The organism is Sulfitobacter sp. PR48 (genome assembly GCF_028807335.1).
Classification (GTDB): Bacteria; Pseudomonadota; Alphaproteobacteria; order Rhodobacterales; family Rhodobacteraceae; genus Sulfitobacter.
Map to the genome: position 1 here is coordinate 168,028 of NZ_JARAMM010000002.1, position 24,602 is coordinate 192,629.

A 24,602-nucleotide genomic window follows, 5' to 3' on the forward strand; every position below is an offset into this window, starting at 1 on the left:
ATCCGATACCATGATCTATGATGAAAAATGGGCCGAGGACATGGCCGCCAAGCGTGCGTATCTGGCCGAGAACGGGCTTTACAGCGAAGCCGAGGAGCATTCCTCCTGCGGTGTGGGTCTGGTGGTCAATATCGACGGGTCCAAGTCGCGCGCGGTGGTGGAGAACGGTATCAAGGCGCTCAAGGCGATCTGGCACCGGGGCGCCGTGGATGCGGACGGGATGACAGGCGATGGCGCGGGTATCCATGTGCAGATCCCGGTGCCGTTCTTTTACGATCAGGTGCAGCGCACCGGCCATACCCCGCGCGAGAACGAGCTGATTGCCGTGGGCCAGGTGTTCCTGCCGCGCACGAACTTCAGCGCGCAGGAGACCTGCCGGACCATCGTGGAAGCCGAAGTGCTGCGCATGGGCTATTACATCTATGGCTGGCGGCATGTGCCGGTGGATATTTCGGTGCTGGGTGAAAAGGCCAATGCGACCCGCCCGGAGATCGAGCAGATCCTGATTTCCAACGCCAAGGGCGTGGACGAGGAAACCTTTGAGCGGGAGCTTTACGTGATCCGCCGCCGGGTGGAAAAGGCCGTGATCGCGGCACAGGTGCCGAATTTCTACATCGCGTCGATGTCCTGCCGCAGCATCATCTACAAGGGGATGATGCTGGCCGAGCAGGTGGCGGAATTCTATCCCGACCTGAAGGATGAAAGGTTCATTTCCGCCTTTGCGATCTACCACCAGCGCTATTCCACCAACACTTTCCCGCAGTGGTGGCTGGCCCAGCCCTTCCGCATGCTGGCCCATAACGGCGAGATCAACACGCTTCGCGGCAACATGAACTGGATGAAGAGCCACGAGATCAGGATGGCCTCTGCCGCCTTTGGGGAAATGGCGGATGAGATCAAGCCGATCGTCGCGGCGGGGTCCAGCGACAGTGCGGCGCTGGATTCGGTGTTCGAGGTGCTGGTGCGGGCCGGGCGCTCTGCGCCGATGGCCAAGACCATGCTGGTGCCTGAAAGCTGGTCCAAACAGGCCGTGGAACTGCCCCAGGCCTGGCGCGACATGTATTCCTATTGCAACTCGGTGATGGAGCCCTGGGACGGCCCGGCAGCATTGGCGATGACCGATGGCCGCTGGGTCTGTGCGGGACTTGACCGGAACGGTCTGCGCCCGATGCGCTATGTGGTGACAAGCAACGGCATGCTGATCGCAGGGTCCGAGGCGGGGATGATTCCGCTGGACGAGGCCAATGTGGTGCGCAAGGGCGCGCTGGGGCCGGGACAGCTGATTTCCGTCGATATGAAGAAGGGCAAGCTTTACGGCGATGCCCAGATCAAGAACAAGCTGGCCGCGGCTTTGCCGTTTGGCGAGTGGGTCGGCAAGATCGTGGAACTGGACGAGCCGCTTGCGCAGGTGACCGAAAAGCCGGTCTTTACCGGCAATGAACTGCGCCGGCGGCAGGTGGCTGCGGGCTATTCCATCGAGGATCTTGAGCAGATCCTGGCGCCGATGGCCGAGGACGGCAAGGAGGCGCTGGCCTCGATGGGTGATGACACGCCCTCTGCCGTGCTGTCGAACCAGTACCGGCCGCTGAGCCATTTCTTCCGCCAGAACTTCAGCCAGGTGACCAACCCGCCGATTGACTCCCTGCGCGAATACCGGGTGATGAGCCTGAAGACGCGGTTCGGGAACCTCAAGAACGTGCTGGACGAGGACAGCAGCCAGACCGAGATCCTGGTGCTGGACAGCCCCTTTGTCGGCAATGCGCAGTTCGACGCATTGTTCAGCCATTTCAACGCGGACGTGGTGACTATCGATTGTTCCTTCGCCCCGGGTGAGGGCAGCCTCAGCGCGGGCCTGAAACGCATCCGGGCAGAGGCGGAAGACGCCGTGCGTTCCGGTTCGGGGCATCTGGTGCTGACCGATCACCTGAGCGGCAAGGACAGGGTCGCCATGCCGATGATCCTGGCCACCTCGGCGGTACACAGCCATCTGACCCGTCAGGGGCTGCGGACCTTTACATCGCTGAACGTGCGGTCGGCGGAATGTGTGGACCCGCATTACTTTGCCGTACTGATCGGCTGCGGTGCGACCGTGGTCAACGCCTACCTGGCAGAGGATTCGCTGGCCGACCGGATCGAGCGCGGCCTGCTGGACATCTCGCTGACCACCGCAATCGCGCGCTATCGCAATGCGATTGACCAGGGGCTGCTCAAGATCATGGCGAAGATGGGCATCAGTGTGGTGTCCTCCTATCGCGGCGGTCTGAACTTCGAGGCCGTGGGCCTGTCCCGGGCCATGTGCGCGGAGTATTTCCCCGGCATGACCAGCCGGATCAGCGGCATCGGCGTGACCGGTATCCAGCGCAAGTCCGAAGAGGTCCATGCGCGGGGCTGGTCGGGCGATGGCAGCGTTCTGCCCATCGGCGGCTTCTACAAGGCGCGCAAATCCGGCGAGACCCACGCCTGGGAAGCCTCTTCCATGCATATGCTGCAGATGGCCTGCAACAAGGCATCCTATCAGATGTGGCAGCAATATTCGGCCAAGATGAAGTCGAACCCGCCGATTCACCTGCGCGATCTGCTCGACATCAAGCCCCTGGGCGCACCGATCGGGCTGGAAGAGGTGGAAAGCATCACGTCGATCCGCAAGCGCTTCGTGACGCCGGGCATGTCGCTGGGCGCGCTCAGCCCTGAGGCGCACAAGACGCTGAACGTGGCGATGAACCGGATCGGGGCAAAATCGGATTCGGGCGAAGGTGGCGAGGATCCGGCGCATTTCGTGCCGGAACCCAATGGCGACAACCCTTCGGCCAAGATCAAGCAGGTGGCGTCCGGGCGTTTCGGCGTCACGGCGGAATACCTGAACCAGTGCGAAGAACTGGAGATCAAGGTGGCGCAGGGGGCCAAGCCCGGCGAAGGCGGTCAGTTGCCGGGGATGAAGGTCACCGACCTGATCGCGCGGCTGCGGCATTCGACCAAGGGGGTCACGCTGATTTCCCCGCCGCCGCACCACGACATCTATTCGATCGAGGACCTGGCGCAGCTGATCTATGACCTCAAGCAGATCAACCCGCGCTGCAAGGTGACGGTGAAACTGGTGGCCTCAAGCGGTGTCGGCACGATTGCCGCCGGCGTGGCCAAGGCCAAGGCGGACATCATCCTGATCTCGGGCCACAATGGCGGCACCGGGGCATCCCCCGCGACCAGTATCAAATATGCGGGTCTGCCCTGGGAAATGGGCCTGACCGAGGCGCATCAGGTGCTGTCGATGAACAACCTGCGCGACCGCGTGACCCTGCGAACCGATGGCGGGCTGCGCACCGGGCGTGACATCGTCATGGCGGCGATGATGGGGGCCGAGGAATATGGCATCGGCACCGCCGCGCTGATTGCCATGGGCTGCATCATGGTCCGCCAGTGCCAGTCCAACACCTGTCCGGTGGGCGTCTGCACCCAGGACGAGGCGCTGCGTGGAAGGTTCACCGGTAATGCCGACAAGGTGGTCAACCTGATCACCTTCTACGCGCAGGAAGTGCGCGAGATCCTGGCAAGCCTCGGGGCGCGCAGCCTGGACGAGGTGATCGGGCGTGCCGATCTGCTGGCGCAGGTCAGCCGCGGCTCCGCGCATCTGGACGACCTGGACCTCAACCCGCTGTTGATCGCGGTCGATGGGGCGCAGCACAATGTCTATGACCGGGACAAGCCCCGGCAGGCGGTGCTGGACACATTGGACGCCCAGATCGTGCGCGATGCGGCGCGGTTCCTTGAGGATGGCGAGAAGATGCAATTGTCATATGCGGTGCAGAACACGCACAGGACCGTGGGCACCCGCGTTTCCAGCCATATCATCAAGAAGTTCGGCATGCGCAACAAGCTGCAGGCGGATCACCTGACGGTGAAACTGACCGGATCGGCCGGGCAGTCGCTGGGCGCATTTGCAGCCAAGGGCCTGAAGCTCGAAGTATCGGGCGATGCCAATGATTATGTCGGCAAGGGCCTGTCGGGCGGCACGATCGTGGTCCGGCCCAACATGGCCAGCCCGATCGTGGCCTCGGAGAATACGATCATCGGCAATACCGTGCTTTACGGGGCGACATCCGGCTATCTGTTTGCGGCCGGTCGCGCCGGTGAGCGCTTTGCCGTGCGGAACTCCGGTGCGAAAGTGGTGATCGAGGGCTGCGGCAGCAACGGTTGCGAATATATGACCGGTGGTGTCGCGGTGATCCTGGGCGAGATCGGCGCGAATTTCGGGGCCGGGATGACCGGGGGTATGGCCTATCTTTATGACCCTGAAAATACCGTCAAGGCGTTGATGAACCGGGAGACGATTGTGACCTGCCCGGTCACGGTCGACCACTGGCTGGGCGAGCTGGAAGAGCTGCTGGAGCGTCATCTGGAGGAAACCCAAAGCCGCAAGGCAGAGGAGATCCTGCAGCATTGGGACACCGAAAAGCACAACTTTATCCAGGTTTGCCCAAAGGAGATGCTGGCGCATCTGCCCGCGCCGCTGAGCCTGGACAAGGCAGCCGTCCCCGCCGAATGAGGCTGTGAAATGCCGCGCGCCCCGCTTTGAATTGGGGCGCGCGGACCCTTTATTAGGTCATAATTGACTAAAATCCGGTCATAATGAGACCTGATTTTCCGGCGATACACAAAGCCCGCAAGAGCCGAAGGTGTATCCATGCCCGCATCCTATCAGGACCAGTTTTTCACCGTCGATCCCGGCGCCGCACCGCCCGTGGGCACGCCGCTGACCTTCCAGCTGGTGACGTTCACCGATCAGAATGACGATGGTCTGATCCGCAACAACTCGGGCGATACGTTCAACGGCACGGCGATCACCGATGTCTGGGTGGGCGATACGCTGACCATCCGGTTGCCGGACAATTCCACGGTGACATATACCGGCGTGACCTTCTACCTCGCTTCCGGCGCCCCGGTCTTTACTCCGACAGACGGGCAGGTCTTGCAGAACGGGACCTTCGTTTCCTCCACCTTCGTCACCAACAGCACACAGACGCCGGTGGGCAGTTTCGGCCCCACATGTTTTACGCCCGGCACGATGATCCGGACACCTGGGGGGCTGCGGGCCATCGAGACCCTGGAGATCGGAGATCAGGTCGAGACGCTGGACCACGGCGCACAGCCGATCCGTCAGATTCTGGCGGACAGGTTTCGGGCGGCGGGCGATGTCGCACCGATCCGCTTTGCGCTTGGGGCCATCGGAAACACGGCACCTCTGCTGGTGTCACCGCAGCACCGGATACTTGTGTCCGGGTGGCGGGCGGAATTGTACTTTGGCCAGGATGAAGTGCTGGTTGCGGCCAAACATCTGGTCAACGGAGATACCGTGCGGCAGGTGTCCGGCGGTGTGGTGACCTATGTCCATCTTGTCTTTGACCGCCATCAGATCATTTTTGGTCAGGGCATCCCATCGGAAAGCTGTCTGCCCGCCTATGCGCTGGATGCGGCAGGGACGGCGGCACAGGCGGAGTTGCTGGCGCTTTTCCCCGACCAGATTGCAGGTCCGGCGGATGACGGGCGTGCCGTGCGCAGGGTTCTGCGGCGGGCAGAGGCGCAGATGATCGCCGCCTGAACCGACACCCCCACCCTTTACCTCGGGCCGGGGCAGGCTAGCTGCCTTGCATGATGATCAGACTGCTTTCCCTTTTCCTTCTGGCTGTTGCATTGCTGACGGCCTGCACCGACGCGACCCGGCGTGGCGGCGGGGACATTCTGGTTCTGGGCGATTCCGTCATGGCCTGGAACGGCGGCAGCGATGCCGCGATTCCCGATGCGATGCAGGCGGCACTGGGCCGCAATGTGGTCAGCAAGGCGGTGCCGGGGGCCCAGTTCGACAATGACTCCGGTCTTGCCGGGGCGGTGGGCTTTGACATCAGGCGGCAGTTTCCCGGCGGGCGGTGGAACTGGATCGTGATCAACGGCGGCGCGAATGATCTGGGGTCCGACTGTGGTTGCGGCGCTTGCGCCGGGGTTGTGGACAGGCTGATCGGGGCAGACGGGATGTCCGGTGCGATTCCGGCTTTTGTCAGCAGGCTTCGGGCAGAAAGTGGCGCGCGGATCCTGTGGATGGGCTATTACGCGGGCAACGGCAAAGGGTCGTTCAACGGCTGTCGCGACGATCTGGTGCGGATGGAAACACGCCTTGCGCGGTTTGCCAATGCCAGCCCCCATGTCCTGTTCGTGGATTCCGAGGATGTGATCGACCCGACCGAACCGGGGAACTACGCCGCGGACAACACCCATCCATCGGCCCGGGCCTCGGCGCTGATCGGGGCCTACCTGGCGCGGCAGATTGCACAAGCGGGGCGTTCACAAAACCCCTGAGCCCCCCTATAGCTGGGGGATGGCCCGCGCATCGAAAACCACGCTGAAAAAGACCACGTCAAAGCCGCCCGCCCGGCGCTCGTTCAAAAAGCGGGTGACGCGGCTGGTGCTGCGGGCGATATCGGCGGTGTTTCTGCTGGTGGTGTTCCTGGTGGTGCTGGGCGCGGTGATCAATCCGCCGACGACAGCCTATATGTTCTCTGAAAGCCGTCGGCTGGGCGGGGTCAAGCAGACCTGGGTGTCCCTGGACAGGATGGCCCCCGTGATGGCGCGGTCTGCCGTGGCGGCAGAGGATGCGAATTTCTGTCAGCACTGGGGGTTCGACATGATCGCGATCCGCAAGGCGATTGCGGCGGGGTCGAACCGGGGCGCATCGACGATCAGCCAGCAGACGGTCAAGAACGTCTATCTGTGGCATGGCCGCACCTGGCTGCGCAAAGCCATGGAAGCGCTGATCACCCCGGTGATGGAGGCAGTCTGGTCCAAGCGGCGGATTGTCGAGGTTTATCTGAACATTGCCGAATTCGACGAGGGTGTCTTCGGGGTCGAAGCTGCGGCGCAGCATTATTTTGGTGTCCCGGCCTCCGATCTGTCTGCAACCCAGGCCGCACGGCTGGCGGCGATCCTGCCCGCGCCCAAGAAGAGGTCCGCGGCAAAGCCCAGTGATTATGTTCTCAAACGCGCCCGGCAGGTGCGCGACGGGGCGGCAACGATCCGCAATGACGGACGTTCGGCCTGTTTCGAGAGTTGAAAACCACCGGGATTAGGGGCATGGATGGCTCCACTCCTTTATTATCCGAAAGCTGAGTATGGCCCGTCTGTTTCACGTCCCGCTATCGCCTTTTTGCCGCAAGGTCCGCCTGAGCCTCGCCGAAAAGAAGATCGAGGTGGAACTGGTCGAGGAACGTTATTGGGAACAGGACCCCGATTTCATGCGGCGCAATCCGGCAGGCAAGGTGCCGGTGCTGCGGCTCGACGGGATCATGATGGCCGAGAGTGCTGCGATCTGCGAATATATCGAGGAAACCCGCCCCGAGCCGCCGCTGATGCCCGTCGACCCGGTGCAGCGGCTTGAAGTGCGGCGGCTGGTGAGCTGGTTCGATGACAAGTTTCACCGCGAAGTGACCTCCAAACTGCTTTATGAGCGGGTCAACAAGAAGGTGATGAAACAGGGTTACCCGGACAGCACCAACGTCAAGGCGGGTGCCAAGGCGATCAAGTACCATCTGGACTACATGGCCTGGCTGCTGGACCATCGCCGCTGGCTGGCGGGCGATGTGATGACCCTGGCGGATTTCGCCGCGGCGGCGCATCTGTCGTCTTTGGATTATATTTCGGACGTGGACTGGAACCGCAGTGATGTGGTCAAGGACTGGTATGCCAAGATCAAGTCGCGGCCTGCGTTCCGCGCCTTGCTGGCGGATCAGGTGCCCGGTTTCCCGCCTCCGAAACATTACAACGACCTGGATTTTTAAGCCGCGCCCCGGGGGGCTTTTTGCCCCCCGGACCCCCCGCGGATATTTGAGGCCAAAAAGAATGGACCTGAAGGCGAAGCTGGTGGCAGAGGCGCTGCGCGAGGGGTTCGTCTCCGCGCGGATCTGCAGGCCCGATGCCGTGCCTGAGGTGCCGGGGCGGCTGCAGGCCTTTGTCGAGGCGGGATATCACGGGCAGATGGGCTGGATGGCCGAGCGGATGCACTGGCGCGGCAACCCTGCGGCGCTTTGGCCGGAGGCGCGGTCGGTGATCATGCTGGCAGAAAGCTATGCGCCGGAGCAGGACCCGCTGGCGGTGCTGGAGCACCCGGAAAAGGCGGCGATTTCGGTCTATGCCCAGGGGCGCGATTATCATGATATTGTCAAGAAACGGCTCAAACGGCTGGCGCGCTGGCTGATCGCGCAGGAGCCTTGCGAGGTGAAAGTCTTTGTCGATACCGCCCCGGTGCCGGAAAAGGCCCTGGCGCAGGCCGCCGGGCTGGGCTGGCAGGGCAAACATACCAACCTGTTGAGCCGGGACTGGGGGAACTGGGCCTTTCTGGGGTCGGTATTCACCACACTGGACCTGCCGGTGGATGCGCCGGAGGCTGACCATTGCGGGTCTTGCCGGGCCTGTCTGGATATCTGTCCGACAGGTGCCTTTCCCGCCCCTTACCGTTTGGATGCGCGACGCTGCATTTCCTATCTGACGATCGAGCACAAGGGCCCGGTGGACCTTGAACTGCGCGGCCTGATGGGCAACCGCATCTATGGCTGCGACGATTGCCTTGCGGTCTGTCCCTGGAACAAGTTCGCCGTCGCCGCCAGCGATCTGCGCTATCACGGGCCAGAGGTGCGCGCGGCGGATCTTGTGGCGCTGGCGGCGCTTGACGACGCTGCCTTTCGCGCGCGTTTTTCAGGTTCGGCGATCAAGCGGATCGGGCGGGACCGGTTTGTACGCAACGTGCTTTACGCCATCGGGAACTCTGGCCTGCCCGAATTGCGGCAGGCTGCGCAGGCATTGTGCGAGGACGCGGATGCCACGGTGGCCGATGCTGCGCGCTGGGCGGTTGCGCGTCTGGAGTCTGCGTAGGATTAACGCGGCCTGAGCCCTGGGGTATGGACCACGGCGCGGGGTCAGGTACACCGTTAGCGGAACAGAGTGGAGACCGGCATGGCGTTGCTGTTGGGCGTGGACACGGGCGGAACTTATACGGATGCGGTGCTGATCCGCGATGATGAGGTGGTGGTCGCCTCGGCCAAGTCGCTGACCACCCGGCATGACCTGGCCGAAGGGATTGGCGGTGCCGTCCGTGCGGTGCTTGCCTCGGCCGACATCGCGCCGTCGGAGATTTCGCTGGCGTCGCTGTCGACCACACTTGCCACCAATGCGCTGGTAGAGGGGCAGGGCGGGCGCGTTGCGCTGATCTATATCGGTTTCCGAGAGCGGGATCTTGAGGCGCATGGGCTGTCCGACGCTTTGAAGGGGGATCCGGCCATCGTGCTGGCGGGTGGTCATGATCACGCTGGCGCGGAAGTGCAGGCGCTGGACGAGGCGGGGCTGATCGCCTTTCTGGAGCGTCATCGGCAGGATGTCAGCGGCTTTGCCGTGGCCGGTCAGTTTGCCACCCGGAACCCGGCGCATGAACTGCGGGCGGCGGAACTGGTGGCGCAGGTGACCGGGCGGCCGGTTTCGGCCTCGCATCAGTTGTCGGCAAAGCTGAACGGCCCCAAGCGCGCGATGACGGCTGTGTTGAATGCGCGGCTGATCGGGATGATCGACCGGCTGATCGGTCGCGCCGAGGATGAGCTGAAGTCGCTGGGGATCACCTCGCCCATGATGGTCGTGCGGGGCGATGGTGCGCTGATTTCCAGCGCCCAGGCCCGCGAGCGCCCGATCGAGACAATCCTGAGCGGGCCTGCCGCCTCTATCGTGGGGGCGCGCTGGCTGACCGGGGCTGAACTGGCACTGGTCAGCGACATCGGGGGGACAACGACGGATGTGGCGCTGTTGCGCGGCGGCAGGCCGGCGATTGACCCGGCGGGGGCGCGGGTCGGCCCCTATCGCACGATGGTCGAGGCAGTGGCGATGCGCACCACCGGTCTGGGCGGCGACAGCGAGGTGCATTTCATCAGCGAGGGGCTGCGCGGCGGCGTCACGCTGGGGCCGCGCCGGTTGTTGCCGGTGTCACTGGTGGCGGTCGATGCGCCGGAAGTGGTTCATGATGCGCTGGATGCGCAGTTGCGGGCGGTGACGCCGGGCGAACATGACGCGCGGTTTGTGCGGGCGGTGCCCGGCCAGACCACAGAGGGGCTGGGCCTGCGCGAGGCGGCCTTGCTGGAGCGGATCGGGGCCGGGGTGCATCCCCTTGGCGACGTGTTGCGTGCGCGGATCGAGCAGGGTGCGCTGAAGCGGCTGGTGGAGCGGGGGCTGGTGCAGATTGCGGGGGTCACGCCCTCTGATGCCAGCCACGTGCTGGGCCGGGTGCTGGAGTGGGACAGCACCGCCGCGCGCAAGGCGTTGCAATTGTTCGGGCGCAGGCGGACCGGGGCGGGCGATGTGCTGTCCAACAGCGCCGAGGATGTGGCGCAGATGATCGTGGACCGGCTGACCCATCAGACCTGTCTGGCGCTTCTCGAAACCGCGTTTGCCGAGGAAGATACGGTTTTCGGGATCGCGCCGGAGGTGCTGGCGCAACATGTGTTGATGCAACGCGGCATGGCGGGGCATCGCGGGCTGGTGCGGTTGCAGACCGGGCTGGATGTGCCGGTGATCGGCTTGGGGGCCTCTGCCGCGAGTTATTATCCGGCGGTGGGTGCGCGGCTGGGTTGCGAGATGATTCTGCCGGAGCATGCCGGTGTCGCCAATGCCATCGGGGCGGTGGTGGGGCGCGTGACGATGCGTCAGAGCGGCACCGTGACGGCACCCAGCGAGGGGAAGTACCGGGTGCATCTGGTGGAGGGGCCGCAGGACTTTGGCGATCAGCATGCGGCACTGGACCGTCTGGAAGAGGTCCTGCGCGGCCATGCGATGGCGGATGCGCAGGCGGCGGGTGCCGCTGACATCCAGATTTCCGTGAACCGCGACATTCGCACCGCAGGTGTCGAGGCGCGCGAAGTGTTCATCGAAGCGGTGGTGACGGTGGAGGCCTCTGGGCGGCCAAGGGTGGCGGAGGGTTGACCCCCGGGCGTGCCTGCCCTGCGGGCGCGGCAATCTGGCGCTCTGCTTTTGAATGACAACAGATTGCCTGAGCCCTAACCTCTGCTCATGAAACCGAAGATACTGACGACAATGCGGGGTTATACGGGGTCGCTTCTGATTCAGGATGCGATTGCGGGCGTGACCGTTGCGATGGTGGCGCTGCCCCTGAGCCTTGCCATCGCGATTGCCTCCGGCGCTGATCCGGCGAAAGGGCTGGTGACCGCCATTGTCGCCGGCTTCCTGATCTCGCTGCTGGGCGGGAGCCGGGTTCAGATCGGTGGCCCGACTGGGGCGTTCATCGTCGTCGTGTTCGGGGTGATCGCGGAACATGGCTATGACGGGTTGGTCATGGCCACCTTCATGGCCGGTTTGATCCTGCTGGTGGCCGGATATTTCCGGGCCGGGGTCCTGATCCGGCATATTCCGGAGCCTGTGATCAACGGGTTCACCATCGGCATTGCCATCATCATCGCGACCAGTCAGCTCAAGGATCTTTTCGGGCTGGATGTGGCGGGGGTTCCTGCGGCGTTTCTTGCGAAGCTGGAGGTGCTCTGGGGGGCTGGCCCGAGCTTTTCCGCCGCTTCGGCGCTGATCGGGTGTGTCACGATGGTGCTGATCGTGCTTTTCCGCCGGGCGGCGCCAAAACTACCGGGGTTGATCGTCGCGGTTGCCTGCACGTCCGCATGTGTGGCGATCCTCGACCTGCCGGTGGAGACCATTCGGTCGCAGTTCGGGGAGTTGCCGAGTGCCCCGGCTTGGCCGACACTGCCTGTCGTGGGATTTGACAGGGTGATCGAGCTGCTGCCCTCGGCTGTCATCATCGCGTTTCTGGCCGGTGTGGAATCGCTGCTGTCCGCCATGGTGGCCGACAGGATGATTTCCGGGCATCACCGCCCCAATGCAGAGCTGCTGGCCCAGGGGGCCGCAAACATCGGATCCTCCTTCTTTGGCGGGTTGCCCGCAACCGGGGCAATCGCGCGGACGGCCACGAACATTAGGGCGGGCGGCAAGACACCGGTGGCCGGTCTGATCCATGCGGTGACGATTCTGGTTGTCATGCTGCTGGCATCGCGGCTGGTCGGATACATGGCGATGCCCGCGCTTGCCGGGCTGTTGATCCTGACCGCCTGGAACATGAGCGAGCCCCAGAAGTGGCGGGGCTATCTGTCTGCCCGGAAATCCGATGTTTTCCTGCTGTTCCTGACCCTGGTGCTGACGGTGCTCGCTGATCTGACGGTTGCCATCGGGGTCGGCGTTGCCCTGGGCCTGGCCTTCAGACTGCAACGCAGCAACAGCGCCGCGTCAGACTGGTCCGAGCCGGATCGCTAGATCAAAACGGTAATAACCTGGCGGCACGGCCAGCAGGCCCGGGATGGTTCCCGGGTCTGTCGGCCTGAATTGTGATCGCGGTCTATTCCGCTGCGGCGCGTTTGGGCAGGACCCAATCGGCGCGGGGGAAGTGGCAGGTATAGCCGTTCGGGATGCGCTCCAGGTAATCCTGATGCTCCGGCTCGGCCTCCCAGAAATCGCTGACGGGTTCGACCTCGGTCACGACCTTGCCGGGCCAGATGCCAGAGGCCTCGACGTCGGCAATCGTCTCCAGCGCGGTCTCTTTCTGGGCCTCGTTGACGTAGTAGATCGCCGAGCGATAGCTCATCCCGCGGTCGTTGCCCTGCCGGTTCAGCGTGGTGGGGTCGTGAATCTGAAAGAAGAACTCCAGCAGCGCGCGATAGGATGTCTTGTCCGGGTCGAAGATGATCTCGATCCCCTCGGCATGGGTGCCGTGATTGCGATAGGTTGCATTGGGCACATCGCCGCCCGTGTAGCCCACCCGGGTCGAAACCACACCGGGCCGTTTGCGGATCAGGTCCTGCATGCCCCAGAAACATCCGCCTGCCAGTACTGCGCGTTCGGTACTCATGCCACGTCCTCCACCTGGTCAAGGTAATCACCGTATCCCTCGGCCTCCATGTCGTCGCGGTGGACGAAGCGGAGCGAGGCGGAATTGATGCAATAGCGCAGGCCGCCGCGGTCGCGGGGGCCGTCAGGGAACACATGGCCAAGGTGGCTGTCACCATGTTTGGACCGCACCTCGGTCCGGACCATGCCGAGCGTGACGTCGCGGTGTTCGGTCACATTGTCGATGGGTTTGGTGAAGCTGGGCCAGCCGCAGCCGCTTTCGTATTTGTCGGCGCTGGCGAACAGGGGTTCGCCTGACACGATGTCAACGTAGATGCCCGGCTCCTTGTTGCCCAGCAGCTTGCCAGTGCCGGGGCGTTCCGTGCCGCTTTCCTGTGTGACATAGAATTCTTCCGCACTAAGTGCTGCAATGGCGTCGGGGTTTTTGGTGTAGGTTGGCATGCAATCCCTCCGTGAAACTCTCAGTGCAATAGATGGTGTTTTCGCGCAAGAATGAAAGGGTTTACCGTTCCGTGCAACTCAATGTGATCCCGCGCCGTGTCTGATGGTGCAGATTGCTGAACGGAGAATGATCATGCGGTGGTTCCTGGCTTTGATCCTGAGTGCGACGCTGGCGCAGGCGGCGCCGCGCGATGTGGTGTTTTCGAATATCGACGGGGGTGAACACCGGTTCAGCCAATGGGCCGGACAGCCGGTGCTGGTGGTGAACACCGCGTCGCAATGCGGCTACACCGGGCAATATGACGGGTTGCAGGCGCTTTACGACCGCTACAGGGCGCGCGGGCTGGTTGTGCTGGCGGTGCCCTCCGATGATTTCAATCAGGAGCTGGCAAGCGCGGCGGAGGTCAAGGAATTCTGCGAGGTTTCCTTTGGTCTTGACCTGCCGATGACCGACATCACCCCGGTTCGGGGCAGCAAGGCGCATCCGTTCTACCGGGCGGTGAAGACCGAGACGGGGTTTGAGCCGCGCTGGAACTTCAACAAGGTTCTGATCGGGCCGGATGGCCGGGTGGCTGGTACATGGGGCGCGCCGGTAAAGCCGGAATCCCCCGCGATTGTCGGTGCGATTGAGGCATTGTTAAAGTCGCGGTAGGGTCGTGAAAAAGGAGTGTTCATGACCGATCCCGACCTTGAAAAGGCCTATGCGCTGCAGACACCTGACGACAACCGCAAGCTCTATGCCGATTGGGCCGACAGCTATGACAGCGGATTTGCCAGGGAGATGGATTATCAGTTGCCGCGTATGGTGGCGCTGATCCTGGCCGAGACCTATCAGGGGGCGGGGCCGGTGCTGGACCTTGGTGCAGGCACCGGGCTGATCGCGGATCACATGCTGATGCGCGGAACGATGGCAATTGATGCGCTGGATATCTCGCCGCAGATGCTGGCCACGGCCGCCTCCAAGGGCCATTACCGCCGGACGATCGAGGCGGATCTGACCGGGCCGCTGGATATTCCTGATGCGACCTATGATGCGGTGGTCAGCTCAGGCACCTTTACCCATGGGCATGTGGGGCCGGATGCGCTGGACGAGGTCATCAGGATCGCCCGTCCCGGTGCGGCTTTTGTGCTGACCATCAACGCCGAACATTTCGAGGCACGCGGTTTTGCGGCGAAATTCGAGCAATTGGCGCCGGCCATCGCGGAGGTGGAGCACCGGCTGGTCAATATCTACGGGGGCAAGGCGGCCAAGGAACACCGCGACGACCAGGCGAGTATCGCCATTTTCCGGAAGCGTTAACTCAGCTCCCCGGCATTCTGATCTGTTTGTCCAAAGGCACCAGCGCATTGATCTGCGCGATGTGTTCCGGCAGGCATTTGGTGAGGAAATCATATTCCTTCACCACGTGGTCCCGCGCTGCCTTGCCGATATGGGCATAATCCTGCGGGTTGGCCAGCACCTTGACCACCTGTGCCGCCACCGCGTCGGGATCGAAGAAATCGACCAGCAGGCCGGTTTCGTTGTGGGTGATCGCCTCGCGGACCGGGGCCACATCCGATGCCACGATGGTGGCCCCCATCGACATGGATTCCAGCAGCGACCAGGACAGCACAAAAGGCATGGTCAGGTAGATGTGGCACCGGCTGAGCTGGATCATCTTCTGGTACAGGGGGTAGGGGATATTGCCCAGGAAATGGACGCGGTCCCAGTCGAGGTTCTTGCCCACCTCTGCTTCCATCTCGGCGCGCAGCCCGCCGGGGTGCTGGCTTTTGCCGCCGTAGGAGACGTCGTTGCCGCCGACGATCAGGATGCGGGCCTCCGGGCGTTCGCGCAGGATGCGCGGCAGGGAGCGCATGAAGATGTGAAACCCCCTTGTGCGTTCGAGGTTGCGGGACACATAGGTCACCACCTCGTCCTTGCGGGTGAGTTCGCGGGACAGCCGCCCCAGGCCAAGGCTGACATCGGGGTCGGGCCGCAATTTGTCGGTGCGGATCCCGTCGTGGCAGACATACATCCGGTCATGAAAGCTGCGCGGGAAACGGTCGCGCTGCCAGTAGGTGGGGCAATGGCCCAGGTCGACGGTTTCGATATTGGCCAGCGGCACGGCATTGCGCGCATGCATCATGAAGGGGGCGTGATCCGATATGGGTTCATCGGGGTCAAAGCCGACGGAACCGCCTGTGAGGTTATAGTAATATTCAAAAAAGCCGATGATCGGCACATCCGCCCAGATCTGTTTGAAGAAGGTCAGTTCGCCCCAGCCAACGTGACCGACCACGATGTCGGGCCTGAAGCCTTCCTGCAGTTCGATCCGGCGGGCGGCCACCGCTGCGCCAAAGCCCGCGCCGGTGGCTTCCTCCCAGACACGCGACAGGCCATAGGCGTCTTTCGCCGGGGTGCGGTGGGTCTGGTACTTGCGGGTCTCGACCCCCGGCAGGTCTGGCGCGTTCTTGCGCTGCGTCAGGAAATAGATGCGGTGCTCGCCGGTCGCCGCCAGCCATTGCACAAGTTCGCGATACTGGCCGGGCATGTTCTGGTGGACGAAAAGGATGTTCATGTGCGGGCCCTGTCAGCGCGTGATTTCAGGCAGATAACCAAAGCCGGGCGGCAATGGCAACGCGTGCGGCATCGCTGTGGCTGACAGGGCAGATGTTACCGCGCGTAATCGGACCCTTCCGAGTCAAGGATCGCCTTGAGTTCGGTCAGGTGCCGCGCATCCTGTTCGGGATAGTTTTCAAGTTCCTGCGCGGTCTTTTCCGCGATGTCATCCGGGATGCGGCGCAGCGGCATGCCGGTTTGCAGGGCCTTGATATAGGTCTCTGCCGCACGCTCGAAATAGTAGAGGCGGTTGAACGTCTCGGCCACCGTCTCGCCAATCACCATGACCCCGTGCGACCCCATGACCATGACCTTGTGTTTCGGATCTGACAGAAGGGCGGCGCAGCGGTCGCCTTCGTCCTCAAAGGCAAGGCCGCCGTAATCCTCGTCGATCACGATACGGTTGTAGAAGGTGCAACAATTCTGGTCGATGGGGGGCAGGCGGCTGTCCTGCAGGCAGGCCAGAACCGTGGCGTGGATGGAATGGACATGCATCACGCAGCGCGCGTGGGCGCAGGCGCGATGGACGCCGCCGTGCAGGCCCCAGGCCGTGGGGTCCGGTGCGTTCGGCCCCGACAGGGTTTCGGGATCATTGGCGTCAATCAGCAAAAGGTCACTGGCCTTGACCCGCGAAAAATGCACCTGATTGGGATTCATCAGGAATTGCGTGCCGGCATCATCCACGGCGAGAGAGAAATGGTTCGCAACCCCCTCGTGCATGTTCAGCCTTGCAGTCCAGCGAAAAGCGGCGGCGAGGTCCACGCGTTCCTGCCAGTAATCCATGTTCGGTTTCATTTGGGTAACGGTCATGATGCGGCTCCTTCGGGCTGACACTAGACGATGACACAGATTTTCCAAGGCCCGGCCCGGCAGGTCATCTCGTTTGTGATCCGCGCCTCGGAAAAAGGCGGCGTTCTGGTCAGGTCAGCGGTCGGCTGGGCACCCAGGCATAGCCGTTTTCGCACAGAATATAGGCTTCGCGCAGGCCGTGGGGTTTGTCGGTGGGGGCCTGCAGGACGGTGCCGCCCGCTGTCTCTGCCTTGCCGCAGCTGGCTTCGGGGTCGCTGTCATAGAGCCTGATCTCGATGCCGCCGCCGCGCGGGGGGCTTTCGGGCAACAGGCCCAGCAGCGGATTGCTGTGATAGGTGCCATCGCTGTGCAATTGGAACACCTGATTGCCGTAGGTCATGATCGCAAAGTCAGCGGTGGGCTGAAAAGCCTTCATGCCGAAAACCTGTTCCAGGAAGGAGACCTGCCGCGCCACATCGCGCACCAGCAGGTTCAGTCCAAGTCCGCGCAGGGAAGCACCGAAATCTTCCGGGGTAATGTCGTCGTAGTTCATGGTGCCCTGCCGGTTGTTGCCCGAACAGTCTAGGCGCGGTTGCCTTGGGCGTCTATCAGCAAGTCCCCGTCTTCCTTGTGGTAGGGGCCCTTGGGCCAGGTCGGCAACAGGTCGAGTACGGTTTCGGAGGGGCGGCACAGCCGGACGCCCTGCGGGCAGGCGACGATGGGGCGGTTGACCAGCACGGGATGGGTCAGCATCGCCTCCAGCAGGGTGTCGTCGCTGACGTCGGGGTCAAGCAGCCCAAGCTCCGCCGCCGGGCTTTTGCTGGTGCGCAGGGCGGTGCGCGGCGTCAGCCCCGCCGCCGCAAAAAGCGCCAGAAGCTGGCCACGGGTCCAGCCGGTATCGAGATAGGGGATGACTTCGGGCTGATAGCCCGCGTCGCGGATGATCTGCAGCACGTTGCGCGATGTGCCGCAGTCGGGGTTATGAAAGATCACGATGTCCATTCGGCCTGCATAGGCGGGTAATATGACAGTTTCAAGAAACCCGGCGTCGCCCCTTGCACGCGGTCGCGATTCTTGATCCATTACGCCATGACGCAAGATATTTTTCCATCATGGCCCGATAGCGCCGCGCAACTGGTCGGTGTAGCCGCCGGTCGCGCCCCTGCCGACACGATCATCCGGGGGGGTGTCTGGGTCAATGTCCATACCCGCGAAACCCTGGCCGACCATGACATTGCCATCGTGGCGGGGCGGATCGCCTTTGTCGGACCGGATGCAGGGCATTGCCGGGGCGCGCACACGCGGATCATCGAGGCCGAAGGCCGCTACATGATCCCCGGTCTTTGCGACGGACATATGCATATCGAATCCGGGATGCTGACCCCGGCGGAATTTGCCCGCGCCGTGATCCCGCATGGCACCACCTCGATGTTCACCGACCCGCATGAGATCGCCAATGTGCTGGGACTGGCCGGCGTGCGCATGATGCATGACGAGGCGCTGATGCAGCCGGTCAACATCTTCACCCAGATGCCCTCCTGCGCGCCCTCTGCGCCGGGAATGGAAACCACGGGTTTCGAGATCAGCGCTGAGGATGTGGCCGAGGCAATGGCCTGGCCCGGCATCATCGGGCTGGGCGAGATGATGAACTTTCCCGGGGTGTCCAATGCCGACCCCCAGATGCTGGCCGAGATCGCAGCAACCCAGCGGGCGGGCAAGACGGTGGGCGGGCATTATGCCTCGCCCGATCTTGGCCCGGCCTTTGCGGCCTATGTGGCGGGCGGGCCTGCGGATGATCACGAAGGCACCTGCGAGGCGGATGCGGTGGCGCGGATGCGGCAGGGCATGCGCTCGATGATCCGGCTGGGCAGCGCCTGGTATGATGTGGAAAGCCAGATCACCGCGATCACGGAAAAGGGGCTGGATTCGCGCAACATGATCCTGTGCACCGACGATTGCCACTCCGGCACGCTGGTCAATGACGGGCATATGAACCGGGTGGTGCGCCATGCCATTGAGTGCGGTTGCGACCCACTGGTGGCGCTGCAGATGGCAACGATCAACACGGCAACGCATTTCGGGCTGGAGCGTGAGATCGGGTCGATCACGCCGGGGCGGCGGGCCGATGTGATCCTGACGTCGGATCTGAAGACCCTGCCCATCGAACTGGTGATTGCGCGGGGGCAGATCGTGGCGCAGGACGGCGTATGCCTGACCGAATGCCCGCATTTTGACTGGCCGCAAGAGGCCCGGAAGACGGTGAAAATGGCACGTGATCTGGTGGGCGATGATTTCGCCATTCCCGCGCCGGAGGGGGCCAATGGTGTCACCGCCAATGTGATCGGCGTGGTCGAAAACCAGGCCCCCACCAAGGCGCTGCAGTTCGAGCTGCCGGTGACGGAAGGCCGGGTTCAGGCCACCGGCGAAGTCTGCCAGATTGCGCTGGTCGAACGGCACCGGGCGACGGGCGGCGTGGTCAATGCCTTTGTCTCGGGCTTTGGCTATGAGGGGCGGATGGCGATGGCCTCGACCGTGGCCCACGACAGCCACCACATGATCGTGGTGGGCACCGATGCCAGCCAGATGGCGCTGGCGGCGAACCGGCTGCGCGGCGTCGGCGGCGGCATCGTGATCTTTCGCGACGGGCAGGAGCTGGCGCTGGTGGAACTGCCCATCGCGGGCCTGATGTCGGACAGCCCGGCAGCGGAGGTTGCGGCAAAGACCCAGGCGATGATGCAGGCCATGCGCGACTGCGGCTGCAAACTGAACAATGCCTATATGCAGCATTCCCTGCTGGCGCTGGTGGTGATCCCCGAGTTGAGGATCTCTGACCTGGGGCTGGTGGACGTGCGCAGATTTGAATTTACCGATGTGATCGTGTCGTAACATCGCGCAGCTATCACGCCGGGAAACGAGGGCAGGACCGCCCCAAAAACAAAAGAAGGAACCGATATGAAACTGAAAACACCAGATACCCCGAAGGCCGAGGCCTTTACCGATGCCACCGCAGCCGTGGACAGGCTGACAGCACTTTATAATCAGGCAACGGCCTTTCTGCGCGACAGCTTTGAAACCGTGACACAGGCAGCGGAGGACGGCACCCGCATTCGCGCCTATTACCCCGAGGTGCGGTTCACCACCTCAAGCTATGCGCATGTGGACAGCCGGCTTTCGTTTGGCCATGTGTCCTCGCCGGGCACATTTTCGGCAACGATCACGCGGCCGGACCTGTTCCGGCACTACCTGATCCAGCAGATCGGCCTGCTGATCGAGAACCACGGCCAGCCGGTTGTCATCGGCACCTCGGACACGCCGATCCCGATCCATTTCGCGGTCACCTCGGAAACTGCCATCAACCTGCCGCAGGAAGGGGCGGGCAATTTCATCCTGCGCGATGTCTTTGACGTGCCGGACCTGAGCACGACAAACGATGATATCGTGAACGGCACCTTCGTCGAAACCGACGGGGTGCGCCCGCTGGCACCCTTTACCGCGCAGCGCGTGGATTATTCGCTGGCGCGTCTGGCGCATTACACCGCCACCGCCCCCGAACATTTCCAATGCCATGTCATGTTCACCAACTACCAGTTCTACGTGACCGAGTTCGAAGCCTTTGCCCGCGCGCAGCTGAACGACCCGGACAGCGGCTATACCTCCTTTGTCAGCACCGGAAACGTGGAGATCACGGATGGCGACACAGCCATTCCGGATACGATCAAGACGCCGCAGATGCCCACCTATCACCTCAAGCGGGCGGACGGGTCGGGGATCACGCTGGTCAACATCGGTGTCGGCCCGTCCAACGCCAAGACGGCAACCGATCACATCGCGGTGTTGCGGCCCCATGCCTGGCTGATGGTCGGCCATTGCGCCGGGCTGCGCAACACCCAGGCGCTGGGCGATTTCGTGCTAGCCCATGCCTATCTGCGCGAAGACCATGTTCTGGACGATGACCTGCCGATCTGGGTGCCGATCCCGGCGCTGGCGGAAATCCAGATCGCGCTGGAAAAGGCCGTGGCCGAAGTGACCCAGCTTGAAGGCTATGAGCTGAAGCGGATCATGCGGACCGGCACCGTTGCCACCATCGACAACCGCAACTGGGAGCTGCGCGACCAGTCCGGCCCGGTGCAGCGGCTCAGCCAGTCGCGATCCATCGCGCTGGACATGGAAAGCGCAACCATTGCCGCGAACGGTTTCCGGTTCAGGGTGCCCTATGGCACGCTTTTGTGCGTTTCGGACAAGCCGCTGCATGGCGAATTGAAACTGCCCGGCATGGCGTCAGACTTCTACAAGACACAGGTTTCACGGCATCTGATGATCGGAATCCGGGCCATGGAAACGCTGCGAAGCACCCCCCTGGAGCGGATTCACAGCCGGAAATTGCGGTCATTTGACGAAACGGCCTTCCTTTGACGGCGAAAAACCGCGAAAAAGCGAAGAAAATAAGGATTTTCGACCTACAACGCGTTGTGTTGCCCCACAACATAACGTTACATTCTGCACACGAGGCCCCAAATTCGGGCAGTCTAAGGAGATAAGAACATGGCAACCAAACCAATGACAAAGACTCAGCTCGTCGCCGCGCTGGCGGAACAGATGGGTTCTGACAAGAAATCGGCAGGCGCCGCACTGGAAGCAGTCTGCGACCTGATCACCAAGGAAGTGTCCGCAGGCGGCGCAGTGACCCTGCCCGGCGTCGGCAAGATCTATTGCCGCGAACGCCCCGAGCGTATGGTGCGCAACCCCGCCACCGGCGAACAATTCAAGAAAGACGCGGACAAGGTGGTCAAGATGACCATCGCGAAAGCGCTTAAGGACAGCGTGAACGGCTAAGCCGTCACCTTACGCTGACTTGAACAATTGACTGGGCCGCCTTCGGGCGGCTCTTTCAGTTTTCAGGGTCCTGTCGCAGCATGCGATAGAGCATCGGGTGAAACTTCAGCCCCTGGACCTTGGGCGTCTCAGCTTCCTTCAGTGCCTTGGCCGCTGCCTGGAAATGCGCCGGGCTTTCCCATTCGGCGATATTGACCAGTCGGAATGTCGCGCCTTCATCGAGGGCGGTGTGCAGGCTGGTGGCGATATAGCCCGGCTGGGCCTTCATCACATCACGGGCGGCTTCCCACATGGCGACGGTTTCTTCATAGCGCTCTTCGGGCACTTCAAAGACGTTGATGAGTGTAACGGTCTGCTGCGCCATGGCGGCACCTCCTGCGATCAGTATGGCTGTGGTGAGGGCGGGTGGAATCAATCGGAACATGTGATTTCTCCTGATTTGAATAGCATGCTATGTATATTGGCCTGATGGTCTGGTCAAGGGTTTTGTATAGCATGCTGTTGAAATTCCGGTTAGGGTCTCCTCATGTCGCACTTCAAGGACCAATCGGCCGGTTATCTGGTCAATCATCTTGCCCGCCTCATGGAGCAGGCGCTGGCCGAAGCGATCAGCCCTCTGGGCCTGTCGCCGGGGCAGTTTCCCACCCTTCTCGCCCTCTGGGAACGGGACGGGCGGACACAGGCTGAACTGGTCCGGGAGGTGGACGTGGAACAGGCGACGCTGGCGCTGACACTCAAACGGATGGAGAGGGACGGGTTGATCCGGCGCAAGCCGAACCCCGATGATTCCCGCTCGCGACTGATCTACCTGACACCCCATGCAAAGGCGTTGGAAGAGCGCGCACTCGCCCTGGCGGCCGGGGTAAACGACCGCGCGCTGGCAGATCTGGATGACAAGGAGGTGCCGCATTTTCTTTCCCTTGCAGCGCGCATGATCCAGACCTTGCGCAAAGGGTCCGATTGATTTCTGGCCATTGCCTTGCCTGATTGTTACAGGATGCAGAGGCGCAGGCACACGGTTGCCCTTCCCTGAAGTGATCCGAGGCAGTTACGTAAAGGCAGAACATGGATATTCGCGCAATTCTGGCGGGTCTGGTCTTTGTCGTGATGTGGTCCTCGGCCTTTTCCTCTGCCCGGATCATCGTCGAATATGCATCGCCGCTCTGGGCGCTTTCGGTGCGCTATCTGATTTCCGGCCTGATTGGCGTGGGAATCGCGCTTGCGCTGGGCCAAAGCTGGCGGCTGACCCCGGCGCAATGGCGGGCGACGATTGTTTTCGGTGTCTTGCAGAACGCGACCTACCTGGGCCTGAACTTTGTCGCCATGCAGACCGTCGAAGCGTCTCTGGCCGCGATCATTGCCTCAACCATGCCCCTGTTGGTCGGCTTTGCCGCCTGGGCCTTTCTGGGCGAACGGTTGCGGCCGCTGGGGGTGGCGGGGCTGCTGGCCGGGGTGGTCGGCGTGTTCATCATCATGAGCGCCCGGCTGAGCGGTGGCGTGGACCTGACCGGCGTCCTGCTTTGCGGCCTGGGCGTGATGGCGCTGACGGCAGCGACGCTGCTGGTGCGCGGCGCGACCTCGGGCGGGAATTTCCTGATGATCGTGGGCCTGCAGATGCTGGCGGGTTGTGTTGCGCTGGCGCTGGCGGCGCTGCTGTTCGAGACGCCGCGTCTGGACCCCAGCTGGCCGCTGTTCTTTGCCTTCGTCTATACCTGTTTCGTACCGGGGTTGGCCGCGACGATGATCTGGTTCTGGCTGGTCAATCGACTGGGGGCAACACGGGCGGCGACCTTTCATTTCCTCAACCCGTTCTTTGGGGTCGCCATTGCGGCGCTGCTGCTGTCCGAGCCGCTGGGCGCAAGTGACATCCTGGGTGTCCTGATCGTGGCGCTGGGCATTCTGGCGGTGCAGATTTCGCGGCAAAAAAAGCAATAAGTGTCGTAAGCGGCATCTGCTGTCGCAGATCTTATCGCGCGGCGCTCAGGGCCGGGCCCAAGATGAGGCCATGTCGGTTGAACCTGATCCATTGCCGCGTTCCTATGCGTTCTTGTTGATACCCGGCTTTTCAACGCTTGGCTTTGCCTGTGCCTTGGATTGCCTGTCACTTGCCAATCATCATCCTTCGGGCAGGCGGTTCTATTCATGGCGTCTGTTGTCCGAAAAGGGGCAGCCCGTCGCGGCCTATAACGGGGTGCAGGTGAATGTGGATGCGGGGCTGGTCGAACTGGACCGGCGCGAGACGCTGATCGTTTGCGCGGGCGAAAATGCAGGGGCGGGCAGTTCGCGGGCCGTGCTGGACTGGCTGCGGCGCCAGACGCGCAAGGGTATGGATTTCGGGGCCCTGTCCTCCGGCACCTATACGCTGGCGCTGGCGGGGCTGATCGGCGGCAAGCGTGTGACGACCCATTGGGAGTACAAGACCGCCCTGACGGAGATGCTGCCCGATGTCATCATGCAGGACACGCTCTATTCCGTGGATGGCCGGATCTTTACCTCGGCAGGCGGGGCGGCTTCGATGGACATGATGCTGCACCGGGTCCAGGCAGACTATGGGGAGGACCTGGCCGCATGGGTGGCTGACCAGATGGTATATTCCCTGCCGCGCCCGGAAAACCACGCGCAGCGCAGGTCGCTGCAACCCCGTGCCGATGTGCGAAATCCAAAGTTGCTGCTGGCCTTGCAGCTGATGCAGGCAAATCTCGAAGAGCCGCTACGCCCGGACGAGATCGCCGAACTGGTCAAACTGTCGAGCCGCCAGCTGGAGCGGCTGTTCGCGCGGTATCTGAACACGTCGCCCAAGCGCTATTACCTGCAGCTGCGGCTGGAGAAGGCGCGCCATCTCTTGCGGCAAACCGGGCTGAGCGTGACGGAAGTCTGCGTGGCCTGCGGTTTCCGGTCGCTTTCGCATTTCTCGAAAAGCTACCGGGCCACATTTGGCATCCCGCCCGGCGCGCAGTCGGTGGACGGCAAGGCGTTCTGGCAGCCCTCCGGTCAGACCTGA

At 62.8% G+C, this 24,602-nt stretch carries 23 protein-coding genes; 16 read left to right on the top strand and 7 right to left on the bottom strand.

Features of this window, described 5'->3' with window-relative positions; genetic code table 11:
• The first annotated feature begins 10 nt into the window (after positions 1 to 10).
• The 8 genes from gltB (at position 11) to PVW51_RS03560 (ending at position 12,348) form a co-directional block, all read left to right on the top strand.
• Complete coding sequence (gene gltB, locus PVW51_RS03525) at positions 11 to 4,540, top strand: glutamate synthase large subunit (RefSeq protein ID WP_274573631.1); 4,530 nt, start codon at positions 11 to 13, stop codon at positions 4,538 to 4,540.
• Between the two features lie 138 nt (positions 4,541 to 4,678).
• The gene (locus PVW51_RS03530) at positions 4,679 to 5,593 is read left to right on the top strand and encodes a Hint domain-containing protein (protein WP_274573632.1); all 915 of its coding nucleotides are present in this window, start codon (positions 4,679 to 4,681) and stop codon (positions 5,591 to 5,593) included.
• Between the two features lie 50 nt (positions 5,594 to 5,643).
• Positions 5,644 to 6,345 (top strand): SGNH/GDSL hydrolase family protein, encoded by a 702-nt coding sequence (locus PVW51_RS03535; protein WP_269362553.1) that lies wholly within the window; start codon positions 5,644 to 5,646, stop codon positions 6,343 to 6,345.
• A gap of 19 nt (positions 6,346 to 6,364) precedes the next feature.
• The gene (mtgA, locus tag PVW51_RS03540; RefSeq protein ID WP_274573633.1) at positions 6,365 to 7,096 is read left to right on the top strand and encodes a monofunctional biosynthetic peptidoglycan transglycosylase; all 732 of its coding nucleotides are present in this window, start codon (positions 6,365 to 6,367) and stop codon (positions 7,094 to 7,096) included.
• A 58-nt stretch (positions 7,097 to 7,154) separates the two neighbouring features.
• The gene (fzlA, locus tag PVW51_RS03545) at positions 7,155 to 7,820 is read left to right on the top strand and encodes an FtsZ-binding protein FzlA (RefSeq protein WP_114273884.1); all 666 of its coding nucleotides are present in this window, start codon (positions 7,155 to 7,157) and stop codon (positions 7,818 to 7,820) included.
• A 61-nt stretch (positions 7,821 to 7,881) separates the two neighbouring features.
• Complete coding sequence (gene queG, locus PVW51_RS03550; RefSeq protein ID WP_274573634.1) at positions 7,882 to 8,910, top strand: tRNA epoxyqueuosine(34) reductase QueG; 1,029 nt, start codon at positions 7,882 to 7,884, stop codon at positions 8,908 to 8,910.
• Between the two features lie 81 nt (positions 8,911 to 8,991).
• A complete protein-coding gene (locus PVW51_RS03555) occupies positions 8,992 to 10,998 on the top strand; it encodes a hydantoinase/oxoprolinase family protein (protein ID WP_274573635.1) in 2,007 nt (668 codons plus the stop codon).
• Between the two features lie 111 nt (positions 10,999 to 11,109).
• The gene (locus PVW51_RS03560) at positions 11,110 to 12,348 is read left to right on the top strand and encodes a SulP family inorganic anion transporter (RefSeq protein ID WP_338019740.1); all 1,239 of its coding nucleotides are present in this window, start codon (positions 11,110 to 11,112) and stop codon (positions 12,346 to 12,348) included.
• 82 nt (positions 12,349 to 12,430) lie between these two features.
• On the opposite strand, the gene msrA is transcribed toward PVW51_RS03560, so the two are convergent.
• Together msrA and msrB are read right to left on the bottom strand one after the other, a co-directional pair.
• Complete coding sequence (msrA, locus tag PVW51_RS03565; RefSeq protein ID WP_274573637.1) at positions 12,431 to 12,940, bottom strand: peptide-methionine (S)-S-oxide reductase MsrA; 510 nt, start codon at positions 12,938 to 12,940, stop codon at positions 12,431 to 12,433.
• Complete coding sequence (gene msrB, locus PVW51_RS03570; protein WP_269362562.1) at positions 12,937 to 13,380, bottom strand: peptide-methionine (R)-S-oxide reductase MsrB; 444 nt, start codon at positions 13,378 to 13,380, stop codon at positions 12,937 to 12,939. The genes msrA and msrB overlap by 4 nt, the downstream gene beginning before the upstream one ends.
• Before the next feature lie 133 nt (positions 13,381 to 13,513).
• Here msrB and PVW51_RS03575 point away from each other — a divergent pair, with 133 nt between their 5' ends.
• Both PVW51_RS03575 and PVW51_RS03580 read left to right on the top strand, forming a co-directional pair.
• Positions 13,514 to 14,032: a glutathione peroxidase gene (locus tag PVW51_RS03575; RefSeq protein WP_274573639.1), complete on the top strand. Its 519-nt coding sequence runs from the start codon at positions 13,514 to 13,516 to the stop codon at positions 14,030 to 14,032.
• A gap of 21 nt (positions 14,033 to 14,053) precedes the next feature.
• Positions 14,054 to 14,680, top strand: a complete 627-nt coding sequence (locus PVW51_RS03580) for a class I SAM-dependent DNA methyltransferase (RefSeq protein ID WP_274573640.1) — start codon at positions 14,054 to 14,056, stop codon at positions 14,678 to 14,680.
• 1 nt (position 14,681) lies between these two features.
• On the opposite strand, the gene PVW51_RS03585 is transcribed toward PVW51_RS03580, so the two are convergent.
• From PVW51_RS03585 to arsC, 4 genes are all read right to left on the bottom strand, one after another.
• Positions 14,682 to 15,938: a glycosyltransferase family 4 protein gene (locus PVW51_RS03585; RefSeq protein WP_269362568.1), complete on the bottom strand. Its 1,257-nt coding sequence runs from the start codon at positions 15,936 to 15,938 to the stop codon at positions 14,682 to 14,684.
• Between the two features lie 95 nt (positions 15,939 to 16,033).
• Positions 16,034 to 16,789 carry a class II aldolase and adducin N-terminal domain-containing protein gene (locus PVW51_RS03590; RefSeq protein ID WP_274573641.1) on the bottom strand — a complete coding sequence of 252 codons (756 nt, stop codon included), beginning with the start codon at positions 16,787 to 16,789 and terminating at the stop codon, positions 16,034 to 16,036.
• A 109-nt stretch (positions 16,790 to 16,898) separates the two neighbouring features.
• A complete protein-coding gene (locus PVW51_RS03595; RefSeq protein WP_274573642.1) occupies positions 16,899 to 17,321 on the bottom strand; it encodes a VOC family protein in 423 nt (140 codons plus the stop codon).
• Between the two features lie 29 nt (positions 17,322 to 17,350).
• On the bottom strand, positions 17,351 to 17,770 hold the full coding sequence (gene arsC, locus PVW51_RS03600) for an arsenate reductase (glutaredoxin) (protein WP_114273874.1): 420 nt from the start codon (positions 17,768 to 17,770) through the stop codon (positions 17,351 to 17,353).
• An 87-nt stretch (positions 17,771 to 17,857) separates the two neighbouring features.
• Between arsC and ade the strand changes: the two genes are divergently transcribed.
• The 3 genes from ade to PVW51_RS03615 all read left to right on the top strand — a co-directional run bounded on the left by ade (position 17,858) and on the right by PVW51_RS03615 (position 21,601).
• Positions 17,858 to 19,654 (top strand): adenine deaminase, encoded by a 1,797-nt coding sequence (gene ade, locus PVW51_RS03605; RefSeq protein WP_274573644.1) that lies wholly within the window; start codon positions 17,858 to 17,860, stop codon positions 19,652 to 19,654.
• A 66-nt stretch (positions 19,655 to 19,720) separates the two neighbouring features.
• Positions 19,721 to 21,181: an AMP nucleosidase gene (locus tag PVW51_RS03610; RefSeq protein WP_269362577.1), complete on the top strand. Its 1,461-nt coding sequence runs from the start codon at positions 19,721 to 19,723 to the stop codon at positions 21,179 to 21,181.
• A gap of 129 nt (positions 21,182 to 21,310) precedes the next feature.
• Positions 21,311 to 21,601, top strand: a complete 291-nt coding sequence (locus PVW51_RS03615) for an HU family DNA-binding protein (protein WP_067297928.1) — start codon at positions 21,311 to 21,313, stop codon at positions 21,599 to 21,601.
• 55 nt (positions 21,602 to 21,656) lie between these two features.
• On the opposite strand, the gene PVW51_RS03620 is transcribed toward PVW51_RS03615, so the two are convergent.
• On the bottom strand, positions 21,657 to 22,025 hold the full coding sequence (locus PVW51_RS03620) for an antibiotic biosynthesis monooxygenase family protein (protein ID WP_274573645.1): 369 nt from the start codon (positions 22,023 to 22,025) through the stop codon (positions 21,657 to 21,659).
• A 102-nt stretch (positions 22,026 to 22,127) separates the two neighbouring features.
• Between PVW51_RS03620 and PVW51_RS03625 the strand changes: the two genes are divergently transcribed.
• The 3 genes from PVW51_RS03625 (at position 22,128) to PVW51_RS03635 (ending at position 24,602) form a co-directional block, all read left to right on the top strand.
• Positions 22,128 to 22,565, top strand: a complete 438-nt coding sequence (locus PVW51_RS03625) for a MarR family winged helix-turn-helix transcriptional regulator (RefSeq protein WP_269362580.1) — start codon at positions 22,128 to 22,130, stop codon at positions 22,563 to 22,565.
• A gap of 101 nt (positions 22,566 to 22,666) precedes the next feature.
• Positions 22,667 to 23,536, top strand: a complete 870-nt coding sequence (locus tag PVW51_RS03630) for a DMT family transporter (RefSeq protein ID WP_114273869.1) — start codon at positions 22,667 to 22,669, stop codon at positions 23,534 to 23,536.
• A 70-nt stretch (positions 23,537 to 23,606) separates the two neighbouring features.
• Positions 23,607 to 24,602: a GlxA family transcriptional regulator gene (locus PVW51_RS03635; RefSeq protein WP_269362581.1), complete on the top strand. Its 996-nt coding sequence runs from the start codon at positions 23,607 to 23,609 to the stop codon at positions 24,600 to 24,602.

What these genes read in the sequence shown, in the direction of transcription:
- gltB (WP_274573631.1), top strand. Translation starts at nt 11, where the DNA reads ATGATCTATGATGAAAAATGGGCCGAGGACATGGCCGCCAAGCGTGCG.
- PVW51_RS03530 (WP_274573632.1), top strand. Translation starts at nt 4,679, where the DNA reads ATGCCCGCATCCTATCAGGACCAGTTTTTCACCGTCGATCCCGGCGCC.
- PVW51_RS03535 (WP_269362553.1), top strand. Translation starts at nt 5,644, where the DNA reads ATGATGATCAGACTGCTTTCCCTTTTCCTTCTGGCTGTTGCATTGCTG.
- mtgA (WP_274573633.1), top strand. Translation starts at nt 6,365, where the DNA reads ATGGCCCGCGCATCGAAAACCACGCTGAAAAAGACCACGTCAAAGCCG.
- fzlA (WP_114273884.1), top strand. Translation starts at nt 7,155, where the DNA reads ATGGCCCGTCTGTTTCACGTCCCGCTATCGCCTTTTTGCCGCAAGGTC.
- queG (WP_274573634.1), top strand. Translation starts at nt 7,882, where the DNA reads ATGGACCTGAAGGCGAAGCTGGTGGCAGAGGCGCTGCGCGAGGGGTTC.
- PVW51_RS03555 (WP_274573635.1), top strand. Translation starts at nt 8,992, where the DNA reads ATGGCGTTGCTGTTGGGCGTGGACACGGGCGGAACTTATACGGATGCG.
- PVW51_RS03560 (WP_338019740.1), top strand. Translation starts at nt 11,110, where the DNA reads ATGCGGGGTTATACGGGGTCGCTTCTGATTCAGGATGCGATTGCGGGC.
- msrA (WP_274573637.1), bottom strand. Translation starts at nt 12,940, where the DNA reads ATGAGTACCGAACGCGCAGTACTGGCAGGCGGATGTTTCTGGGGCATG.
- msrB (WP_269362562.1), bottom strand. Translation starts at nt 13,380, where the DNA reads ATGCCAACCTACACCAAAAACCCCGACGCCATTGCAGCACTTAGTGCG.
- PVW51_RS03575 (WP_274573639.1), top strand. Translation starts at nt 13,514, where the DNA reads ATGCGGTGGTTCCTGGCTTTGATCCTGAGTGCGACGCTGGCGCAGGCG.
- PVW51_RS03580 (WP_274573640.1), top strand. Translation starts at nt 14,054, where the DNA reads ATGACCGATCCCGACCTTGAAAAGGCCTATGCGCTGCAGACACCTGAC.
- PVW51_RS03585 (WP_269362568.1), bottom strand. Translation starts at nt 15,938, where the DNA reads ATGAACATCCTTTTCGTCCACCAGAACATGCCCGGCCAGTATCGCGAA.
- PVW51_RS03590 (WP_274573641.1), bottom strand. Translation starts at nt 16,789, where the DNA reads ATGACCGTTACCCAAATGAAACCGAACATGGATTACTGGCAGGAACGC.
- PVW51_RS03595 (WP_274573642.1), bottom strand. Translation starts at nt 17,321, where the DNA reads ATGAACTACGACGACATTACCCCGGAAGATTTCGGTGCTTCCCTGCGC.
- arsC (WP_114273874.1), bottom strand. Translation starts at nt 17,770, where the DNA reads ATGGACATCGTGATCTTTCATAACCCCGACTGCGGCACATCGCGCAAC.
- ade (WP_274573644.1), top strand. Translation starts at nt 17,858, where the DNA reads ATGACGCAAGATATTTTTCCATCATGGCCCGATAGCGCCGCGCAACTG.
- PVW51_RS03610 (WP_269362577.1), top strand. Translation starts at nt 19,721, where the DNA reads ATGAAACTGAAAACACCAGATACCCCGAAGGCCGAGGCCTTTACCGAT.
- PVW51_RS03615 (WP_067297928.1), top strand. Translation starts at nt 21,311, where the DNA reads ATGGCAACCAAACCAATGACAAAGACTCAGCTCGTCGCCGCGCTGGCG.
- PVW51_RS03620 (WP_274573645.1), bottom strand. Translation starts at nt 22,025, where the DNA reads ATGTTCCGATTGATTCCACCCGCCCTCACCACAGCCATACTGATCGCA.
- PVW51_RS03625 (WP_269362580.1), top strand. Translation starts at nt 22,128, where the DNA reads ATGTCGCACTTCAAGGACCAATCGGCCGGTTATCTGGTCAATCATCTT.
- PVW51_RS03630 (WP_114273869.1), top strand. Translation starts at nt 22,667, where the DNA reads ATGGATATTCGCGCAATTCTGGCGGGTCTGGTCTTTGTCGTGATGTGG.
- PVW51_RS03635 (WP_269362581.1), top strand. Translation starts at nt 23,607, where the DNA reads ATGTCGGTTGAACCTGATCCATTGCCGCGTTCCTATGCGTTCTTGTTG.